Origin of the sequence: Bradyrhizobium ganzhouense (assembly GCF_049949285.1) — a bacterium.
Classification (GTDB): Bacteria; Pseudomonadota; Alphaproteobacteria; order Rhizobiales; family Xanthobacteraceae; genus Bradyrhizobium; species Bradyrhizobium ganzhouense.
Window position 1 is genome coordinate 2,609,630 of the sequence record NZ_CP181318.1, and the last position, 20,079, is coordinate 2,629,708.

At 61.1% G+C, this 20,079-nt stretch carries 17 protein-coding genes; 5 read left to right on the forward strand and 12 right to left on the reverse strand.

Features of this window, described 5'->3' with window-relative positions; translation table 11 throughout:
* Nucleotides 1-14: 14 nt before the first annotated feature.
* From ACLFLU_RS11990 to coxB, 4 genes are all read right to left on the reverse strand, one after another.
* The gene (locus tag ACLFLU_RS11990; RefSeq protein ID WP_426412387.1) at nucleotides 15-1,367 is read right to left on the reverse strand and encodes an amidohydrolase family protein; all 1,353 of its coding nucleotides are present in this window, start codon (nucleotides 1,365-1,367) and stop codon (nucleotides 15-17) included.
* Between the two features lie 358 nt (nucleotides 1,368-1,725).
* Nucleotides 1,726-1,959: a hypothetical protein gene (locus ACLFLU_RS11995; protein ID WP_426412388.1), complete on the reverse strand. Its 234-nt coding sequence runs from the start codon at nucleotides 1,957-1,959 to the stop codon at nucleotides 1,726-1,728.
* 510 nt (nucleotides 1,960-2,469) lie between these two features.
* The gene (gene ctaD, locus ACLFLU_RS12000; RefSeq protein ID WP_426412389.1) at nucleotides 2,470-5,010 is read right to left on the reverse strand and encodes a cytochrome c oxidase subunit I; all 2,541 of its coding nucleotides are present in this window, start codon (nucleotides 5,008-5,010) and stop codon (nucleotides 2,470-2,472) included.
* Entirely contained in the window at nucleotides 5,007-5,579 is a 573-nt protein-coding gene (gene coxB, locus ACLFLU_RS12005) for a cytochrome c oxidase subunit II (RefSeq protein WP_426412390.1), read from the reverse strand. The genes ctaD and coxB overlap by 4 nt, the downstream gene beginning before the upstream one ends.
* A 198-nt stretch (nucleotides 5,580-5,777) precedes the next feature.
* On the opposite strand from coxB, the gene ACLFLU_RS12010 reads away from it, so the two are divergent.
* A complete protein-coding gene (locus ACLFLU_RS12010) occupies nucleotides 5,778-6,245 on the forward strand; it encodes a DUF2231 domain-containing protein (protein WP_426413972.1) in 468 nt (155 codons plus the stop codon).
* On the opposite strand, the gene ACLFLU_RS12015 is transcribed toward ACLFLU_RS12010, so the two are convergent.
* Nucleotides 6,209-6,754 (reverse strand): CopD family protein, encoded by a 546-nt coding sequence (locus tag ACLFLU_RS12015; protein ID WP_426412391.1) that lies wholly within the window; start codon nucleotides 6,752-6,754, stop codon nucleotides 6,209-6,211. The two genes, ACLFLU_RS12010 and ACLFLU_RS12015, sit on opposite strands and share 37 nt — an antisense overlap.
* Nucleotides 6,718-7,440, reverse strand: a complete 723-nt coding sequence (locus ACLFLU_RS12020; protein ID WP_426412392.1) for a cytochrome c oxidase assembly protein — start codon at nucleotides 7,438-7,440, stop codon at nucleotides 6,718-6,720. Before ACLFLU_RS12020 ends, ACLFLU_RS12015 begins: the two co-directional genes overlap by 37 nt.
* Nucleotides 7,441-7,730: 290 nt before the next feature.
* Here ACLFLU_RS12020 and ACLFLU_RS12025 point away from each other — a divergent pair, with 290 nt between their 5' ends.
* Nucleotides 7,731-9,053, forward strand: a complete 1,323-nt coding sequence (locus tag ACLFLU_RS12025) for a ferredoxin reductase family protein (RefSeq protein ID WP_426412393.1) — start codon at nucleotides 7,731-7,733, stop codon at nucleotides 9,051-9,053.
* A gap of 181 nt (nucleotides 9,054-9,234) precedes the next feature.
* On the opposite strand, the gene ACLFLU_RS12030 is transcribed toward ACLFLU_RS12025, so the two are convergent.
* On the reverse strand, nucleotides 9,235-10,170 hold the full coding sequence (locus tag ACLFLU_RS12030) for a helix-turn-helix transcriptional regulator (RefSeq protein ID WP_426412394.1): 936 nt from the start codon (nucleotides 10,168-10,170) through the stop codon (nucleotides 9,235-9,237).
* Between ACLFLU_RS12030 and ACLFLU_RS12035 the strand changes: the two genes are divergently transcribed.
* Nucleotides 10,129-10,476 (forward strand): hypothetical protein, encoded by a 348-nt coding sequence (locus ACLFLU_RS12035; RefSeq protein WP_426412395.1) that lies wholly within the window; start codon nucleotides 10,129-10,131, stop codon nucleotides 10,474-10,476. The two genes, ACLFLU_RS12030 and ACLFLU_RS12035, sit on opposite strands and share 42 nt — an antisense overlap.
* Nucleotides 10,477-10,748: 272 nt before the next feature.
* On the opposite strand, the gene ACLFLU_RS12040 is transcribed toward ACLFLU_RS12035, so the two are convergent.
* The 5 genes from ACLFLU_RS12040 to ACLFLU_RS12060 form a co-directional block, all read right to left on the reverse strand.
* Complete coding sequence (locus ACLFLU_RS12040) at nucleotides 10,749-11,372, reverse strand: response regulator (protein WP_426412396.1); 624 nt, start codon at nucleotides 11,370-11,372, stop codon at nucleotides 10,749-10,751.
* A gap of 34 nt (nucleotides 11,373-11,406) precedes the next feature.
* Nucleotides 11,407-12,660, reverse strand: a complete 1,254-nt coding sequence (locus ACLFLU_RS12045) for an ATP-binding protein (protein ID WP_426412397.1) — start codon at nucleotides 12,658-12,660, stop codon at nucleotides 11,407-11,409.
* Between the two features lie 737 nt (nucleotides 12,661-13,397).
* Nucleotides 13,398-14,366 (reverse strand): HlyD family secretion protein, encoded by a 969-nt coding sequence (locus ACLFLU_RS12050; protein WP_426412398.1) that lies wholly within the window; start codon nucleotides 14,364-14,366, stop codon nucleotides 13,398-13,400.
* Complete coding sequence (locus ACLFLU_RS12055; protein WP_426412399.1) at nucleotides 14,353-16,683, reverse strand: ABC transporter permease; 2,331 nt, start codon at nucleotides 16,681-16,683, stop codon at nucleotides 14,353-14,355. The genes ACLFLU_RS12050 and ACLFLU_RS12055 overlap by 14 nt, the downstream gene beginning before the upstream one ends.
* On the reverse strand, nucleotides 16,680-17,741 hold the full coding sequence (locus tag ACLFLU_RS12060; RefSeq protein ID WP_426412400.1) for an HlyD family secretion protein: 1,062 nt from the start codon (nucleotides 17,739-17,741) through the stop codon (nucleotides 16,680-16,682). Before ACLFLU_RS12060 ends, ACLFLU_RS12055 begins: the two co-directional genes overlap by 4 nt.
* Before the next feature lie 464 nt (nucleotides 17,742-18,205).
* On the opposite strand from ACLFLU_RS12060, the gene ACLFLU_RS12065 reads away from it, so the two are divergent.
* Nucleotides 18,206-19,024, forward strand: a complete 819-nt coding sequence (locus ACLFLU_RS12065; RefSeq protein WP_426412401.1) for a 3-hydroxyacyl-CoA dehydrogenase — start codon at nucleotides 18,206-18,208, stop codon at nucleotides 19,022-19,024.
* A gap of 23 nt (nucleotides 19,025-19,047) precedes the next feature.
* Nucleotides 19,048-19,998, forward strand: a complete 951-nt coding sequence (locus tag ACLFLU_RS12070) for a 3-hydroxyacyl-CoA dehydrogenase NAD-binding domain-containing protein (RefSeq protein ID WP_426412402.1) — start codon at nucleotides 19,048-19,050, stop codon at nucleotides 19,996-19,998.
* The last annotated feature ends 81 nt before the right edge of the window (nucleotides 19,999-20,079 follow it).

Sequence of the window (20,079 nt, forward strand, 5' to 3'; positions counted from 1 at the left end):
GCACCAGCCTGCGATCATTTTGGGACGATATTCTTGTAAATGACCCCGTCTTTCATGATCACGACAAACTTGTTCGCGGGGTCCGCTACGAGACGGATGTCCTCCAGCGGATTGCCGTCGACGAGCAAGACATCCGCCAGCGCTCCCTGTTCGATTACCCCCAACTTGCCCGGATAGGGATTGCGTGGTCCCGAGAGGGCGAGTAGCTCGCCGTTTGTCGAGGTTGCCATGGTCAGTGCTTCGGCCGGCGTGAACCATCGCGTCAGATCTACGATGCCCTGACCCTGATGCTCGGCGAGCGCCTTCGAAAACAGGATGTCGGTGCCGAATGCGGTCTTGATTTTGTACTTCTTGACGAAATTGTAGACTTGATTGGTGCCGTTCACGACCTGCATCATTTGTTGTTGTTGCGCTGGCGGAAGCACGGCAGCGCCGCCCAGGTCCAAGAACGGTTGCGTGCTCAACCAGATGCCTTTCTCGGCCATGAGGCGAGCCGTAGCTTCATCCATCAAGTGGCCGTGCTCGATGACCTTCACGCCTGCAGCTATCGAGCGCTGAATCGAGGCCGACGTGTAGGCATGGGTGGCCACGTAGGTGCCCCAATTTGAGGCCGCTTCGACCGCCGCTTTCAGCTCGGCTTCGGTAAACGTCGTCACGTCGAGCGGGCTAAAGGGTGACGCGACGCCTCCGCCGGCCGTCAGCTTGATTTGCGAGGCGCCCTGCATGAGCTGTTCCCGTGCTCGCTTTCGAACTTCGTCAGGGCTATCCGCAATGATGCTTCCGCCGAGTTCTTCGACACGGCTGAAGGGGCCACCGGGAGACCTGGGCAAATCGGCCATTTCACGGAAATCGCCGTGGCCTCCCGTGATCGTGATGACAGCGCCCGAAGGGTAGATGCGCGGGCCGGGGAGTACTCCCTCGTCGATGGCCCGCTTGAGGGCAAATGAGGGGCCACCCATGTCCCGAATTGTCGTAAAGCCGCGCATGAGCGTAGCGGTCGCTTCTGCGCCTGCGAGAAGGGTGCTGTAGCCCAGATCGCTAGTGAGCAGTTGAGTTGGGGTGGTCCGCACCATCATGGCATGCCAGTGCACGTCGCTGAGGCCTGGCATCAGGACGCGGCCGCCCCCCTGAATGATTTGAGTATCCGCTCGCCGATCCGCCGGGATCTGGTCTGTTGTAATACGCTCAATGATGTTGCCGCGGACCAGCACGTTCGACGGCGCAGAAAGGGATGGGCTCTTCCCGTCAAAGATGCGGACATTCTCGAAGATGGTGACTGCAGACCGCTCCTGCGCCCGCGCCACATCGAGGGACGGAGCCGAATAGGCCAAGCAGACGGCGCTTGCGCAGATCAGTTTTCGTAACATTTCTCGCCCTCATCAAGTGAGCCGCAATTCCCTAACCTCTAACCGTCCTAGCCAAGCATGGCTCATGGAAGGGTAGCGCCCTGCGAACCTCGTTCTATCCGGCGAAACCCTAGTCGTTCGCACGGGGCATTCCTATCCGAGGCTCAGGTCATCAGGGCGACGCAAGACCTGCCATCACAGAATGGCTTGCAAAACGCACGTTCTCACCGTTGCTGCACGCGGGCCGTGATCTAGCGGATGAGCCAAAGGTCCGGGCGAGAGGAAAGTTGCAAGAAAAGTTGCAAAAAAGGCTGCTCACCGCGCCCGCGCAAGTTGCCAACAGCGCGTCTCGTGATGTCGGCGGAACGCCAGCATGCGTCTATGGCTCTGAACGATGCTTCTTCGTTTCGGCGACGGCCCGAGCTAACTGAGCCAAGAGATCGTCTGCAGCGGGAAGGCTGAGTTGCACATAAACCTGTTCCAAATCCGCATGCCCAGGTAGCGCTACGTACATTATCAAATCTACGTTTTCACCGTGGGCCATCGCCGAGACATGATCCACGTGTGGGAGCAGATATGGCGAGTCGCCTTCAATCCTGATTTCAGTCGGCATCTACATCCCCTGCTATCCGTGGTTGATTTCTATCCTACTACGCGCGACACCTTCATCAAGATATAATGCCCGCAGTACGAGACCACCCGCGACGTGTCCTGGATGCGAAGACATGAATATAGAAGAACCTCATCCCATACATCAGCGGACGCGCATGAAGGCGAATTCAGGCTTGTTAGATGCATGTGGCGAGCAACAGCGCTGGACCGAAAGTAACGACGGTCGCGATGAGCGAGGTGATAAGTGTCCCGAGGACGGCCCAATGTAGAAATGCTCCGGTCGGACCGAAACTGGAATCAGCGCCTGCGCGGCCAATTTGGCGCCACATCCAGCCCAGTACGATCACATGCGCGAGGAAAGCCGCGGCAAGCCATGACCGCAACGAGCCCGCCGACCAGGCAAACGCGCAGCCGATACCGTGTATCGCGTAGAGAGTAACCAGCGCACTGCACCAGACGGTAAAACCCGCCGCCAGCCACCACAATTGCCTTGGTGGTATCGGCCGCTCGCTCACGGTCGCGCCCCCAGTATCGTCACGAGTGCGGGCAGTGCGAGGACGAGCCCCATTGCGATGGCTCCCGTAACGCACGTGTAGTCCAGCCATAATCGGGTCAGCCGCAGATCCAGCACGCGCCGCGGCGAAATGAAGCCGGCACCGAGACGCAGGGTGTTGCTGACAAGAAAGAGAAGGCCGACACCGGCATGCAAAATGACATAGCCAATCAGGGCTGCGGCCGTTGCGCCGAGCGCATGTTCGCGCGGATGAGGTACAATATCGGCAATCTGCCCGACAGCTGCGGCGATGGCTGCGAGGAGTGCCAGCACGGCAAGACCAATCCAGCCGCTCGCTCTGCTGCCAGAAGTGGCCGCTCGCAACGATCCACGTGACGCCGCAGCGGCTACCGCGAGCGCCGCGACAGCTCCGATGGCGAGTGTACGGCTTGGCTCGGGTGTGACCGCCGCGGTCCAATTCGGCGCAGAGATCCAAAGATAGAAAGTCCCGAACAGCAGCGATGTGAACAACGTGCCGTCGGCGACCAGCGTGCAGATCAACGCCAGCCACGACGGCGCGTCGGCCACCTCGGTATGCGGCGGCACGCTGACACCGCGGCCGACAGGTAACGGACCGTAGTCTCGGGCGAGACCGGCGCTCTGCCCGGCGAACACGAACAGGCCGGCGGTCACGAGCGCAAAGGCAAGCGACAACAGATAGAATTTGAACAGCATGGCCAGAACCGCAGCGGCCGTCACGAGCGCGGTGCAAAGCGGCAGATAGGTCGGGCTCGGCAACACGATCAATTGGTCCGGCACGCCGGATGTCTTATGCACGCCCAACGCCTCCTGCCATCCGTTGCGCGCGAAGCCGAGATAGCCTTCGCCGCGCGCCAGCGACAGCGCGGGATCGCCTGGCGCGGTCGGATCGGTTGGAGCTGTTGCAAAATCCGGGATCGAGGCGAACGCATATGGCGCCGGCGGGATCGGCATCGCCCATTCCAGCGTCGTCGAGCCCCAGGGGTTGCGCCGCGCGCGCTTCCCGTAACGCAGTTGGACAAACAGGTCGATGACCACCAGCGCAAAGCCGATCGTCATGACGAACCCGCCGATCGAAGATAGCAGATTGAGCCAGTTCCAGCCTTCATCGCCGGAATAAGTATAGATTCGACGGGGCATGCCGCGGAGCCCGGTCAGGTGCATCATGAAGAAAGTCATGTTGAACCCAATGAAGACCAGCCAGAACGCCGGTACCGAAAGCCGATGCACGGCGGTGCGACCGGTCAGCAATGGCATCCAGTAGTAGAACGCCGCAAGCATCGGGAAGGCAAGCGCGCCGGCCACCACATAGTGCATGTGAGCGACGACGAAATAAGTATCATGGGCTTGCCAGTCGAACGGAACCATGGCGAGCATGACTCCGGTCAGGCCGCCCATCACGAAGATGAAGAAGAAGCCGAACACATAGAGCATCGGCACGTCCCAGCGCGGCCGACCGTGCGCCAATGTAGCAAGCCAGGCGAAGACCTGCACCGCGGTCGGCACCGCGACGATCGCTGAACCCGCGGAGAAGAAGGCGAGCGCGAGGTGCGGAATGCCCACGGTAAACATGTGGTGCACCCAAATGCCAAAGCTCAGGAAGGCGAGCGCGATGATGGCAACGACGATCGCCCGATAGCCGACCAGCGGCCGGTTCGCAAAGACAGGAATGATCGTCGACAGCACACCGGCCATCGGCAGGAATATGATGTAGACATCGGGGTGGCCGAACAGCCAGAACAGATGTTGCCACAGCAACGCATCCCCACCACGCGTCGGGTCGAAGAACGGCAGACCGAAGGCGCGTTCCACCTCGAGCAGGATCGAGCCGAGGATCAGTGGCGGAAAGGCGACGATCATCATCATCGCTGTCACCAGGATGTACCAGGCGAAAATCGGCATCCGGTCGAGCGACATGCCGGGCGCGCGCATCTTCAAGATCGAGACCACGATTTCCATCGCAAGCGACAGCGCGGAGATCTCAACGAAGGTTACGCCAAGCAACCATACGTCCGAATTAATGCCGGGCGTAAAGACGTTCGAACTCAGCGGCGTGTACATGAACCAGCCGCTATTGGGGGCGACTCCGGCGACCAACGCGACCGTCAGGATCGTGCCCCCGAACAGGTAACACCAGTAGCCATAGGCAGTCAGCCGCGGGAAGGCGAAGTCTCGGGTGCCGAGAATCTTCGGCGTCAGATAAACTGCAAAGCTCTCCACCATCGGAATGGCGAACAGGAACAACATCATAGACCCATGCATGGTGAAAACCTGGTTGTAGGTGTCCGGGGCCATGAAGGTGGAGTTGGGAGTCGCAAGTTGAACCCGTGTCAGCATGCCGAGCACGCCGGCGATGGCAAAGAACACGAAAGACGTGATCATCATGCGCATGCCGATGACGGAATGGTTGACGGCAGCAAGGCGTCGAAGCCCAGGCCCGGTGGCCCAGATCGCGGAGAGCTGGCGATGCAGCCGCAATGCCGGTGTGCCCTGCGACATGGGGTCGATGGGTTTACTCATTTCTTCTCGGCCCCTTCTGCAGCGGCCGCCCGCGCAAGTGCTGCGGCGAACTCCTCCGGGCGGTCGACGATGACATCGAAGCGCATCCCTGCGTGACCGAGGCCGCAAAATTCGTTGCATTGCCCGGCGTACCGGCCGGGTTGATCGGCCTGAATGCGCAGGCGGTTCGCGTGCCCCGGCACCGCGTCGATTTTGCCGGCAAAGCGGGGAATCCAGAAGGCATGGATGACGTCCTGGCTGGAAACCAGGATGTCGATTGGCGTGCCGGCGGGCATGTGCAAGACGTTCCGCGTCTCCACTCCGCCATGATCGGGATAGTGGAACGTCCAGGTCCACTGGCGCGCTACGGCTTCTATCCGTGGCGGCGCGCGTCCCGGGAGTGGCAGAAGACTCTCGCCGGCGATCAACGCATAGGCGACAAGCGGTATCAGCACGACACCCGGCAGAACCAACCCGCCGAGCACCAACCAGCGTCCTGGCGATACACTCGCGCCCCAGCCTGGACGCGAGATCACGAGCAGAAATAGCGTCATCACCAGCGCAAAGAGAACGCTTGCGCCGGTCAGCATCACCCACCAGAGCGTGGCGATCGAAGCGCCAGCGGGTCCCGAGGGATCTAGCGTCGATAGCGGGCCCGGAAGCATTCCGAGTTGGACAGACAGCTGCATTGGACTACGATGCGGGATCGAACGATGTTGTTTCCACCGTGAAGGAAGCGAACGATGGCAGAACGAGACGATCTCACGAGCCAGCCTCACAGCGCGGTCATGCTGGATTTGCTTCGACTGGATGTTGGATCTGCGGTGGCATTGGTCGGGCACCCGATCCACGTCATGATGGTGCATTTCCCGGTCGCATTCGTGATCGCGACGCTCGGTGTCGACGTCTTCTATTGGTGGTCGGGAGATGCCTTCTGGGTGCGCGTCGGCCTTTGGTCGACGGGCATGGCTTTCTGGAGCGGCGTGGCCGCCAGCATCGTCGGCACCGGAGAATTGTTGCTGGTGCGCGGTATCCGGCTTCTTGAAGCAAGCTGGTCCCATGCCGTGGCGGCAATGACGCTCGTTGCGATCGCCGGAGCCAATTGGGGGCTGCGTCTCGTCGATACTCAATCGATCTTGCCGCATGGCCTTGCTCTCTCGGCTCTTGCATCGATCATGGTCGGCTTTGCCGGCTGGCACGGGGGCAAGCTCGTGTTTGATCATGGCGTCGGCATTCTGGTCTCGCCGAAGAATTGATGCGCCCAACGCCCGAGTCCGCCAGGCTCGAACAGGTGCGCGGCGATCTGGTTGGAATCAATGTGCGGCTTGGCCAGCACGATCCAGAGAATTGCGGCGATCAGCGCAATGTAAGCGCTCATGAGTGACAGGTAGGAAAGCCTGGTGAACTGTCCCTGGGGCAAGAACAACTGCATGAGGATCAGGCCGGCGACGACGTGCAGCATCGCCATGATTCCCACCAGCACCATCTTCAGCGAAAACCATTCCGCGAAGGTGGCCTGCAGGAAGATCAGTGCCGTTCCGCTGCCGATGGCGACAAATGCCGCAGGGGAGGCCAGCTCGACATAGACCAGCCGCGTGACGCGGTGTAGCCGGTCGAGATCCAGGCCTGCCTCGAGCGTCCGGCGTTGCCAAAACAGAAAAGGCAGTGCGATCAAGCCGCCTGACCAGAGCGCGATCGCACCTAGATGCACGAATTTCAGGAAAGTTGTCACAGGGCCGGTTCGCTCGATCTCAAGCTGGACCACGCAATCCAGACTCCTACACCCAGATAAGGCAGCATCGCGGGTACCCACATCAGGAGTCCGGCCAGTTGCTGATCCGCAAGCGGCGCCAGCCCCCAACTTGCCGTGCTCGCCAGATGTACGAGATAGAGCGGTCTGGGCGCGAAAACGATCAGCGCACCGAGAAGACCCATCTGTCCGATGGTCGCTACCAACGCAACGAGCGCTGGGCCGGATGGCGACGGCACCAGGATCGCTCGCCACAATAACCAGGCACTTCCGAGAAGCGTAATCTGCATCAGCCAGTAGGCCGGCACGCTGGCAAGGCCCCAAGTATAGAGTCCCGGCGTGTGCCAGAGCCAGAGGATGACTGCGTGTGCAACGACGAGCACGACGATTGGCAACGAGCCCGCTCGCCGTTGCGGAAAAGCCAGAGCCAGAAGCGGCGCTACCGCGGCGATCAGCAGAACATGGTGCAGGACCCGGACGGAGAATAGCGCCGACGACATCGCGCAAAGCGGCGAGACAAAGATGAGCAGCATCAGTCCGATCGCGCTGAAACCAGCTCGGGCGTCGGAAGATCGACCGCGGCCGACCACGATCGCCAGGGCAACAAGCATAGCAATTAGCAACGGATCCAGGTTCCAGCGCGTCCAGAGGTCGTCCGGAAGTGCGGCGGGGCCACAATAGGCGATCATGGAGTCCGGCATGGCACCCCGGGGAATGAGGACTCGCTGCAGCGAACAACGCCCATTCAAGATGAGAAACTTAGCAAATCGGAACGAGAGAGAAAAGCAGAGTGCTCGTCGGCGAGTCGGATATGCCGCAATGCGAGAGACCGGACACATCGTTCAAGTCGTTCGAGCCGACATCTTAACGGCGAAGGTCCGATCCGAAAATCAGTAGTTATCCTTGAACGATCGGCTGTTGTTCCCGAGGGGGTATAGGTTGGCCGTGATGGTAGAGTCCGCAGCGCGATCGCGTCGAAGGGAATGGATTCATGCAGCTTCTCTACGGTCTGCGCGGCGCCGCGTGGCTCCTTGTCTACCTGCTATTCATTCTCGCTCCCTTGTTCGCGCTTCTGGCGGGCTCGCATCCCCCGTCGCGCGATTTTTGGACGGAGCTCTCGGTCGCCTTCGGTTATTCCGGCCTTGCGATGATGGGTCTGCAGTTTGGCCTCACCGCACGCTTCCGCTACGTGACCGAGCCGTGGGGTGAAGACGTCATCTACCATTTTCATCGTCAGATATCGCTCATCGCAGCGGGGCTTGTCGTCGCGCATCCGATCATTCTCGTCGCGGTTCAGCCGCAGTTGCTTGCGCCGTCCAATATGCTCGAAGCGCCGTTGACCGCTCACTTCGCTCTCGTGTCGATTGCCTCGGTGATCGCGCTGGTCGTGACGGCCCTTTGGCGTGTCGCCTTGAAGATCTCGTACGAGAAATGGCATTTGATCCATGTCGTGCTGGCGGTTGCCGCCATTGTTGCCGGCATCGTGCACATGGTTGGGTCGAGCTTCTACCTCGTTGATCCCTGGAAACGGTCATTGTGGATCGGCCTGACGGTCTTTTGGATCGGATTGCTGTTCTACGTGCGCATCGTCAAGCCGCTCTTCATGCTGCGTCGGCCGTACCGCGTTGCGGAAGTCCGCAAGGAACGCGGTGACACCGTTACATTGGTGATGCAGCCGGACAGGCACCCTGGCTTTCGGTTCAGTCCGGGCCAATTCGGGTGGTTGACGCTGTGGGAGAGCCCGTTCGCAATTACGGCTCATCCGTTTTCATTCTCCTCGAGCGCGGAGGTGACGGATGGGTGCGTCGAGATGACGATCAGAAACCTGGGGGATTTTACCGGCAGTATACACAGGGCCCCGGCCGGTCAGCGCGTGTATCTCGATGGCCCCTACGGAGCATTCACGATCGGCAATCCGGCGGACATGCACGTGCTTGTCGCCGGCGGCATCGGTGTAACACCAATGATGAGCATGATACGCACGCTTGCCGATAGAGAGGACAAGCGTCCCGTCGTTCTGCTTTACGGTGTTCCAGACTGGGAATCGATTACCTTTCGGGAAGAACTCGAAGAGCTGAAAGCGCGGCTCGACCTGACAATCGTCTATGTGCTCTCAAAGCCGCCGGCCGATTGGACCGGCGAAACCGGCTTTATCAACGCAGAGATATTCAAGCGCCATCTGATGCCGCCATATGCCGATCATGAATATTTCATCTGTGGCCCAAACGTCATGATGGATGCGATCGAGAAGGCGCTCGGCGAGATGGGCGTACCGATGTCGAAGTATCATTCTGAACGCTACAGCTTTGTGTAGGGAGATTCCCGATGCGCCGCCTGTTTGCAGACCGGTTGGTCTTGGCCACGGGGTTGATCGTGATCCTGATGTCGGTTTTGTTCGCGCTCTTGCGCGTCGCTGGGTAAGTCAAAAAGCGCGACGCGAGTAGCGCGGCTTCAGGCTCGAGCAGCGCACTTCGACCGCGCCGCCGACGTTATGACTATCTTTGCCTGGTTCGGACCTGTGGTGCCGGATGTAGAAGATCCGGTTGAGCAGGGCGCTTATCGATGGATGGAGAACGTCCGAAGTGGGAGCTATAAGCCCTCGAGAAACTGGAATAGCCTTCATAGCCGATCCGTCGTGCGACTTCGCTGATCGACAGTTGTCCATCCTGCAGCATCAGACGCGCTTCCTCCATGCGAAGCAAATGAACATAGGCGTGCGGCGTCGCGCCAAATGCCTCGCGAAATCCTTCCGTGAGATCATTTCGGTTCAGGCCGACGCGCATCGCGAGTTGCTCGATCGTAGGAGCGTTGAATATCTCGTTTCGATAGATCGTCGCGGCCGCTTCGATCGCCGCTCTCTTGCTCTGGATCGCGGGCGGGCGACGCGTTTGCGGGACCCAGCCATTGATCTGCGCCACGACTCCGCAAATGATCTCTATCGCTTTTGCGTTCAAATAGAGATGTCTCAATGGTCCATGGTGCTTCCACGATAATATCTGGTCCGCCGCTACCATGACGTCGTGGCTTGCCGGCAATGTCAGGGCTGACTGACTGCCAGCTCCAGAATTGAATATTGGTCGATAGACAGCCGGGATGCGATCGACGTTCAGTTTGAAATGATCGACGAGATATTCGCGTTTACACGCAATCAGAACGCCACGCAGCCTGGTCCCTGCTGCCGTGTCCGAGAAGGACAAGGGTACATTGGTGATATCGATCGTTGCCGGTTTCACCGGGGCGGCATGATCGTTGATCCAGCGGTTAAATGTTCCGCTAACCGAAATCTGAATGCAAACGTAGTCCGCCCGCGCGACCTTGAGGCTAAAGGTTGTACCCGCCTCAAAATGCATCACATGGAGGAATGCGGCATCGTCAACGCGGCGATATCCATGCTCTTTGGTCTTGAAGATATTTTCGGTCGGGCCCAGCATCTCGCTGCTACGGACAAAGTCGCGTCCGCGAAGCTGGTCCTCAATGACTCTGAAATCGATATCCAGGACCCTGTCCATGCAATGGTGCCGCCTACCAATCGCCAACAGCCACTAGCTCAACCAGATTGTCCTGACATTCGTTTGCTACCTTATCGTGCTGCCCTGCACACTTCAATCGACATCGCTATCACGATTGTTGCCAGCCCTGCAGTCGGGCCGACCATGCGCTTGATCGCCGAGAAGGCCAATGGCGTCAATAGCTTGAGCCATGCGCGCGAAGACGGCATTGCCTCGGCCGGCGGCTGAGCCAGCGGCTATCCGGCTGGGACATGACGCCCTGCAGACGGCACAATCCGGTTGAGCCTGCGTTCGCCAGGCGCAAGAGCATCCGCCCCATCGCAACCTGTTGCGACAAGAGCGCTGGCGAGGTCCTTGTTGGAGCTCTGACCGTCGTCGCTATCACGTCGGAGGGCCGTCGAGTCCGGCCCCTGACCTGAACAGGACGATCCACGATGCCGGGTAAGGCATTGCAATGCCGTGCCTCAGATCGGCTCGCTCGGTTTATGCCGACCGAGCCATCAAGGGTCGATCAGTTGAGCCCGGATCGCGTACCGCACGAGACCTGCAACCGAATTGACATTCAGCTTGCGCATGGCGGCCGCCCGGTGCGTTTCCGTCGTTTTCACGCTGACATTCAGGATAGAGCTGATGCCCTTGTTGCCGTAACCCTCCGCCACCAGCTTGACCACAAGTTGTTCTCGTGGCGAGAGCATCTGAAATCCGTCTTCGGCCGGGCCATCGTTCAATTTGCTCGAAAGCCTGCCATTGAAGAACGGCTTGTGTGCCAAAAGCGAGGCAACGGCCGCGAACAGCAACTTGTTCGCATCCGATTTAGCCAGAAATGCCCGGGCCCCCGCTTCAAATGCTTGCCGCGCGAGTAAATTGGAGTTGTAAGCCGTGAAAATGAGAACTTCAGTCTGGAGTGACGACTCCCTGATCCGCCGCGCAACCTCTATTCCGGTCATGCCGGGGAGAGAGAAGTCGACGATGGCGAGATGAGGCTCAATCTTGATCGCTGCAGCCAGCGCGGTCCGTCCATCGCTCGCTTCAGCAACGACTTGCCAGTCGGCATGCTGCTCCAGGACCGCTCGAAGCCCGGATCGGACAGCCGTATGATCGTCGGCGATAAGGATCTGCTTCATGGTGTGAACTCGAGCTCATTGCGCGCCGGTCTGCCTACTTCGCCGCCGAGCCCGGTGCGCGATTTTCCTCGCTCTGCATGTTCGGTGACGGGACCTTTATTTCAGTTCTTGGCCGAGTTCTGATGCTTGTCGCGACGGTTGGCTGGTCGAGTTTTCGTCGTTTGCTGTGGTGCGGGATAATCGCGCACAACGTGGTACCGGGAAGTCGCCGTCCCGGTGCGGACCAGATCTCAAGCCTGCCTCCCATCTGCTGAAGTCTCGCTCTCATCGCGGGAATTCCAACGCCGAGCGATGCGGAGGTGCCGTCTGGCGCCCGGCCGGCGATTCCGCAGCCATTGTCGCTAATCCGCAATTCAAAATGGTTGTCTGCTATCTTGCCTGATATCTCGACCTCCGTCGCTTTGGCATGACGGAAGACGTTGGTGAGAGCCTCCTGAACGATCCGCAACAGCGAGTGCTGGCCCTTGTAAGGTAGTCTGTCGATCTCAGGTGAGATTCTGGTTTTGACTTTCAACGCGGTTCGCACACTGAATCCCCTGGCATATTGCTCGATCGAAACCTTCAATCCATCGACCAGATTGCGGGGATGCAACAGGTAGGCAAAGGCCCTTATTTCCTTGATCGCCAGATCGATGGATGTGTCGATTTCGTCGAAAAGCCGCTCTGCCATGGCGGGGTCGCCCAAGGCAGTCCGGACCCTCATCATGCCGAGACTGGCAGCGATCAGATACTGACATGTCGAATCGTGGAGATCGGATGCTATGCGCTGCTGGATGTCCTCCTGAATATGGACCAGCCTCGTGTTGTCGCGTCCATTGACGTCAGGCCCGCATTCAGTGAGGCCTCCGGATGAGTAGCTGCTCACGTCTCGATGGCTTCCGAGCAACTTGGTGACGCTGCCGGTATCGGGATCGAAAACCGGAGTAGCGATCGTCTCGAAATCGCGAAGGGACCCGCCAAACGCGAGGCGATGCCTGATGCGAACCTGACCGCCTTCGCCGAGGCAGGCACGAAAGGCTTTATAGATGGATCGAGCGTCTTCCGTGCCGAGACAGTCGGATACGGGCGTCCCGCTGATGCCGTTCGACGAAGCGCCAAGGACAGCTCTCATCGCGGGGTTTATTGTCTCGTACAGGAATGTTCTTCCGCGCAATACGCGCACGGCAAACAGATAATCTGTAGTAACCGTCCAATACCTCTGGTCGTCGCCTTGTTCGGAATCGATTGCGGGACGTTTTTGGAAATCGGTCCGAATGGATGGAGCTACTCTGGCGAGATGTTGCCTCAAGACACGTTCTCCCTGTGTTAGGGGCTCGCAACATCGCAATCCCATCTGACGAAAGTGGTCTCTCTTTTTTTCTCGTTAGTCGTCGTGGTCCAAAAGACGGTCGGCGTTGCCTCGCAATCAAATTCATAATCTGCAGCACGGTCGGATATCGAACACAACTGATGACGATTTGCACGTGCCCCGTGCGAGATTGCACTATCTCCGTGAGACTTTGCCATACAATCACGAGCGCTTTGGATTGCAACGCTCATGCCGGATTAAGCGGAAAATGTGCGAATAGAATGTGTCCGATAGCTGACAACGGTCGGGTCGATCGCTCCCGCATCTTTTAGTCTCAGCCTTTTTTTCGACATTATCAATGCTGTCGTCATCAAGGTGCTTATTTGAGATGATTTGCACGAATTGTTTTGACGTAAAGAAGATTCTGCGCGCTTGCATCAAGCAAGCCAGTCCGGTCATTTTCGCGAAACACGGGACGCGTCCGCTTTGCGGACCGGGTTCTATGAGCGCGCTCACCGAGCCATGCTGTCTAGGCCATTTGGGTCACGATCCCATCGCGCAAGCACTCATGTGCAACCAAGCTGATGAAACGCCCCGAGGAACTGCTGGGATTTCATTTTGGCGGCGGGATCGACCGGAAGAATATCGGCAGCTTGCGTCGGAGCGATTTTTTCAGAGATTGCGCTCGTTGCGGATGGTCGGAATATTTTAGTTCCGCGAGCTCAATGCACCAGGAATTAGCGGTCGATCCAGACAGTCATGCCCGGCTCGAGACTTTCCGTCGCTTGCTCCGGATCGAGGCGCAGGCGCAGCGTGTTGCGGTCGTGATCGCCGATGACGCGTTCGGCCTGCCAGGTTGCGAACACGCCTAGCGGTCGCAGCTCGGTGACGACGGCCTTGCCGGCGCCATCGGGACCATTCCGCGTCACGCTCACCGTGTTTCCCATCGCGAGATTGCCGAGATGATCCTCGCGCACGTTGAACGAGAGCCATTGCTTGCCGGCCGCTTCGATCATCAGGATCGGCTGGCCCGCGCGCACGTTCTCGCCGATCTCCGCGGCGATGACGCTGACGACGCCGTCAGCCGGCGCGCGCAGGAGCATCTTCTCGAGACGACGTTCGAGCACGGTGACAGCGGCAGCCGCGGCCTGCACCTGCGTGTCGGCGATCGCACGCTCTTCCCGGGTTGGTCCCACCACGGCCGCATCGTAGTTGGCCTGGGCTTCCGCCACGTCGGCCCGCGCGCTTGCAACGTCGTTCTCGGCCTGGTCGAGTGCCTGCTGGGATTCGAAGCTCTGGCGCGCCAGCGTGCTGGTCCTGGTAAGCTGGGCCTGCACATAGTCGAGGCGGGCGCTGGCCTTGGCGATCGCAGCTTTCAGCGAGTCGACCTGCTCGCGGCGGACGCCGGCATAGACGTTGTTGCGGTTGGCGGTTGCCGACGCCAGTGCAGCGCGCGCCTGGTCCGCCTGGGCCGTCAGCTCCACAGCAGAGAGACGCGCCAGAATATCGCCCGCGCGCACGGTGGCGCCCTTTTCGACCGCAATCGACTGGAGTTGTCCGGTCACCTCCGGCTCCACCCTCACCTCGGTCGTGCGCACGACACCGAGGAGTGCAGGCGGGGATCCGGAACGACGGACGGAATAGATCACGCCCGCGACGAGCGCGAGCGGGATCGCCACCATGGCCGCAAGCCTAGCCTTGCGCATGTCGCTGTCCTCTCTTGACGACGAATGCCGAGATCACCGCGAGTGCGAAATAGACCAGCGCCAGGCACCAGAGACCGAGCCAGTCATGCGCGACCTCCCAGATGCCGGCGCCGAGCTGGTTGATGCGGACGAGGCCGTCGATCGCGGAGTCGGCGGGGAAAATGCGGCCGAACGCAAGGGCTATATCGGGAATCGCTTCACGCGGCCATGCAAAGCCGGCCATGAAGAACTGCGGCAGGCTGGTCGCCAGCAGCAGGATGGTCGCATTCTCTGGCCGCGTGAACCAGGCTCCGACCGCCTGTCCCATAAAACTCGTCGCCAGCAGGAAGATGGTCGCGAGCGCGAAGATCTGCGGCAGATGGCCGAGCGTGGAGAAGCCGTAGATCCGCGGCAGCACGATGAGATAGAGCGCGACCGCCGGCAGGTAGATGGTCAGATGGGCGACGCCGCGGCCGAGCACTCCGGTGAACGCGCCGCCGGCGCCCGCCAGCGCCGAGCCGGTCAGCATCGCGGCGCCGATGAGCAGGGTTTGCTGGAGGATCAGCACGAACGCCGCCGGAACGACGTAGCTCGCATAACCGCCCACCGGGTTGAAGATCGGTTGCAGCAGAACGTCGGCCGGGCTCGAGCTTGCCAGCTTCGCCTTGACGAGGCTGCCATCCGAGCGTCCGCCGCGCGACACCAGCTCCGAGGTCAGGGCGCCGAGGGCGGCGGCCACGCCGCTTGCGGTCGACCTGAAGACGAAAAGGTAGGTGGCGTCTGCATAGACCGGGATGTGCGCGGTGATGCCCTTGAGGACGTCGCGCTCGGTGCCTGCCGGGATGTCGACGGCGGCAAAGGCCTCTCCGCGATCGATCGCAGTGTGCGCCTCGGCAAGCGTGCGGGCGCGAACCGCGACGCTCAATGCGCCGCTCGCATCCAGCATCTCGACCATCCGGCGGCTGAGATCGCTGAGATCATTGTCGACGACCGCGATGGGGAGCTTGCGCAGGATCTGGTTCAGATAGGGCTGCGGGTAATAGATGCCGTAAACCAGCGGCGCCAGGAACAGCACGCTGAAGGCGCTCCGCGTTCCCAGCACGCGCCGCCACTCCGCCATGAAGGCGCCGCCGAGGCCGCGCGGCGTTGGTTGGATTGCGGAGGGCTCTTCGGCGCGCGCCGTCTCGAACCAGCCGCTGCGCGTCAGGTTCGCCATGCGCAGCCAGGCCAGACCGGAAAACAGCAGCGCGAGGCCCGCGAGCGCAGCAAAGGGGACTGCGGATTCCGTCACCGGCAATCCGCGCGCCGCCTGTCCGAGCAGGACGGCCATGTACCAGCGCAGCGGCAGGATCGCGCTCCACACATGCGCAAACGCGTTCATGCCGACGGTGGGAAAGCCGACGCCGGCATAGCCGAACGCGGGCGAGGCAAACAGGCCCGCAAGTCCGAGCCCGGTCGCGAGGTCGCGGACCAGCAGTTGGAGCAGGGCGCCCAGCGACAGATAGGCAATGATCAGCAGCGAGCCGGCGGCGATCATCAGCGGCAGGTCGCCCTTGAAGGGGACTTCAAGCACGCCCTCGAGCACCAGCGGCTCGGCCAGCATGATCACGAGGAAGATGCAAAACAGCGGCGCAAGCTTGCCCGCAAGCGCTGCCACCGGATCGCCTCCGGCGCTCGCGAGCCAGGCCCGCGCGTCGCGGCGGCGGAATTCGGAGCCGACCGAATAGCCAGCAGCGAGCGTGATCACCACATGGATGATGGTCGGCAGCAGCGCGCGCAGCAGGAACTGCGCGTAGTTCTTCTGTGGATTGACCAGTGCGATGGTCTCGGCCGACAGCGTCCCGATCGAAGCCGCCGCGGGCGCGGCGCGCCTGGCGGGAGCGGCCACGGCCGCCGCGGCGGACAGCGCATCGCTCAGACCCGAGGAGGCGATGCCCGACGCCGTCAGGAACTGCTGGTTATAGAAGCCGACGACTTGCGGGCGGCGCTGCGCTTCCAGGTCGCGCTCGAAATCCGGCGGGATATGGATCGCCGAGATCGCTCTGCCCGACCGTATGTCCTGCACCGCCGTGGACAATGTCCCGGACCGGTCGACGATGTTCAGGCTCGGCGAGGCCGCGACGTATTCCACCAGCGCACGCGAGGTGTCCGACTTGTCCTCGTCGACGACAGTCACGCCGAGCCCGCGGATGACCGGCTGGCTGAAGACCGTGGTGAGCACCACGAACGCAAACAGAGGCACGCCGAAGATCAGGAGCAGCGCCACGCGATCGTGAAGCAGCCAACGGCACTCGCGTCGCGCGACCAGCAGAAATCCGGGCTTTGGTGCCGGCCTCATGGCCGCGACTTCCAGTCGAGATAGGCGCTCATTCCCGGTCGCAGCTCGGGCACCGGCTGTACCGGATAGGCGCGGATCGAAAACGTCCGCAGGTCGAAATCGCCGGTCGCGCGTGTCGCCCGCCAGCTCGCATATTCACCCTTGGTGGCGATCAGCTTGACCTCGACCGTGACGGAGCGGTCGCCCAACGCCGGAATGCGGACATCGAAGCGATCGCCGACCTTCAGGCCTTTGACGAGATCCTCGCGCAGATCGAAATGCACCCAGAGGTCGGCCAGATCGATCAAGGTGACGAGCGGGACGCCGGGCGACACGTATTCGCCTGGTTCCACATTGCGCTGATAGACCTGCGAGGCGATGGGTGCATAGACCACGAGCTGATCGATGGTCGACTGGACGCTCTGGATGTCGGCACTGGCCTTTTCGACGCTGGTCGCGGCGATGGCCCGCTCTTCCTTGGTGTAGCCGTTGACCGCCTGCTCATAGGCCGATTTGGCCTGATCGACCGCGCGCTCGCTCTCATGCAGCGAATCGGTCGCCTGGTCGAGGCGGGCCTGCGGCGCGTTGCCCTGATCGGTCAAGGTATGTGTGCGGTCGTACGTCTTCTGCGCCAGCACCAGCGCTGCCTGCGCCCGCTCCATTTCCGCTTTCCGTGCCGCGATCACCTCCGCCCGCGTTCCGACCAGAACGTTGGCAAGCTGGGCGTCCGCAACCGCCTTGGCCGCCTTCATCTGCTCATGCTTGGCCAGTGTCTCGGGATTGTCGATCTGGACGAGCACCGCGCCCGCAGCAACATTCTGGCCGCGCTCGACGGGAATCTTGCCGACCCGTCCGTCCACGCGCGCCGCGATATCGAGCCGCGTTGCATCGACCTCGCCTTGGACCAGCAAGGGTTGCGGCCGCAACAGATAGAAGACGGAAAGCCCGACGACCGCAGCCGCAACCACACCGACGATGATGGAGGGCGTGCGTGTCGGGTTGCGCGCGGCTTTCGCCTGTCCGTCACCCGGCGCGTCGGGCGTGCTTCGAATGTCCTTGTCAGAGCTCGGCACGTCCATGCCTGACTCCCTTTCTCATGGCCGGATGGCCATCCACTATATTTGGTTGCAGGCTTTGTTCAATCGCGATGCGCCGATCTTTGTGCGCAGCAATGCCGACCATGTGGCCTGTCCATTGCCCCGCGCTTGGACGTTTGGCACCCTATTTGTTGAAAGCTGCTGCTCACGCATCGCTCGTCGCCCGGATGCTCCTGCCGACATTCGACAATCGTTTACGAAATCACTGCAGGTCGAGCCGCCTGTGCGCGGAAGGCTTGCAAGGCACCGAGCAGCAGACCCGTTCCATCGATGGCATTCCTGTCCAAGATACACATCGGCGATCGCGTCATAGTCGTACCACCTGATCCGGTTTTGCGGTCGGGCCAGAATGCGGGTGCGACATGCCAAACGCCGTCACAAAATCTTCAAGCTCCACAGTTCCTCGCCTGTTCGTTCTAGAGCTGAATGCAGGCTGCATTCACGCCATGAACACCGACGGCTCCGAACGCACGACCATCGTGACCGGCTGCCACCTTCCGGACGGCATCGTCGTGGACGTCGAGGCGGATCATATCTACTGGACCAATATGGGCATCCCGAACCTCAATGACGGGTCGGTCGAGCGCGCCGACATCGACGGCAAGAACCGCAAGGTCATTGTGCCGCAAGGGGCGACCCATACGCCGAAGCAGATCATTCTCGATAAGAAGGGCGGCAAGCTCTACTGGTGCGATCGCGAGGGCATGCGCCTCATGCGCTGCAATCTCGACGGCTCGCAGCTGGAGACGCTGATCGAGTCCGGGCACGGCGATGCCGATAGCAAGGACCAGACGACATGGTGCGTCGGGCTGGCGATCGATCCGAAATTCGGACGCATCTACTGGACGCAGAAGGGCCCCGACAATGCCGGGCTCGGCCGCATCTTCCGCGCCAACGTCGAAATACCCGCCGGCCAGACCGCAGCCACAAGAACCGACATCGAGATCTTCTACGACGGTCTGCCGGAGCCGATCGACCTGGAGATCGACCACAAGAACCGGATTCTATACTGGACCGACCGCGGCGATCCTCCGCGTGGCAACACGGTGAACCGGGCGTCGATCGACAACAAGCCCGCCGAGCCGGAGATCGTCGTGACCCATCTCATGGAGGGGATCGGTATCGCGCTCGATGTCCCGAACGATCGCATGTTCGTGACCGACTTCGCCGGCTCGATCTACTCCGCGCGGCTCGATGGATCCGGCGAACGCAACTTCCTGTACGCCCAGGGCAATCTCACCGGCATTGCCTATGCCGAAGTCTAACCGACGCATTGGAGAGAATTGACATGACCGACACCAAGCCCATTCGCCGCATTGCCATCATCGGCACCGGCGTGATCGGTGCGAGCTGGAGCTCGCTATTTCTCGCCAAGGGACTTCAGGTCGTCGCGACCGATATCGCGCCGAACGCAGAAGCGGCGTTGAGGAAGTTCGTCGAGACGGCCTGGCCGTCGCTCGAGCGATTGGGCCTGTCGCCCGGAGCGTCGCAGTCGAACCTCACCTTCACGCCCGACATCGCGCAGGCGCTCGCCGGCGCCGACCTCGTCCAGGAAAACGGGCCCGAGCGGATCGAATTCAAGCAGAAGCTCTATGGCCAGCTCGACGAGCTGTTGCCGCCCGACGTGATCATCGCATCGAGCTCGTCGGGGCTCACCATGAGCGAAATCCAGAAGGGGGCCGCATCCCATCCCGAGCGCTGCGTCATCGCTCATCCGTTCAATCCGCCCCACCTGATTCCGCTGACGGAGATCGTCGGCGGGGCAAAGACCTCGGAAGCCACGATCCGGCGCGCCGCGGAATTCTACACGTCGATCGGGCAACGGACGGTGCGCCTGAACAAGGAAATGCCGGGGCATGTCGCCAACCGTCTCCAGGCCGCGCTGAGCCGCGAGGTCTATTACCTCGTCGCCGAAGGTGTGGTGAGCGCCGCCGACGTCGACACCGCTCTGAGCTGGGGTCCGGGCCTGCGCTGGGGCGTCATGGGCAGCCTGATGCTCAACCATCTCGGCGGCGGTCCGGGCGGCATCGAGCACTTCTTCCAGCAGTTCACCGGCCCGATGACGGCCTGGTGGAAGACGCTCGGCGCGCCGGTGCTGACGCCGGAGGTGCAAAAGAAGCTGATCGACAGCGTCCATGCCGAAGCCGGCTCGCGCACCATCGAGCAATTGGAGGCGGAGCGCGACGAAGTTCTGCTCGGCCTGATCGAGCTGCGCAAGAAAGCGGTCAAGCCGGGCTGACGAAATCAGCGCGCCGATCGATCACAGTCTCAACCGTCCTTCACTTTTAGGCTTCCGAGCCGCAGCGAGGAGAAATCGCAA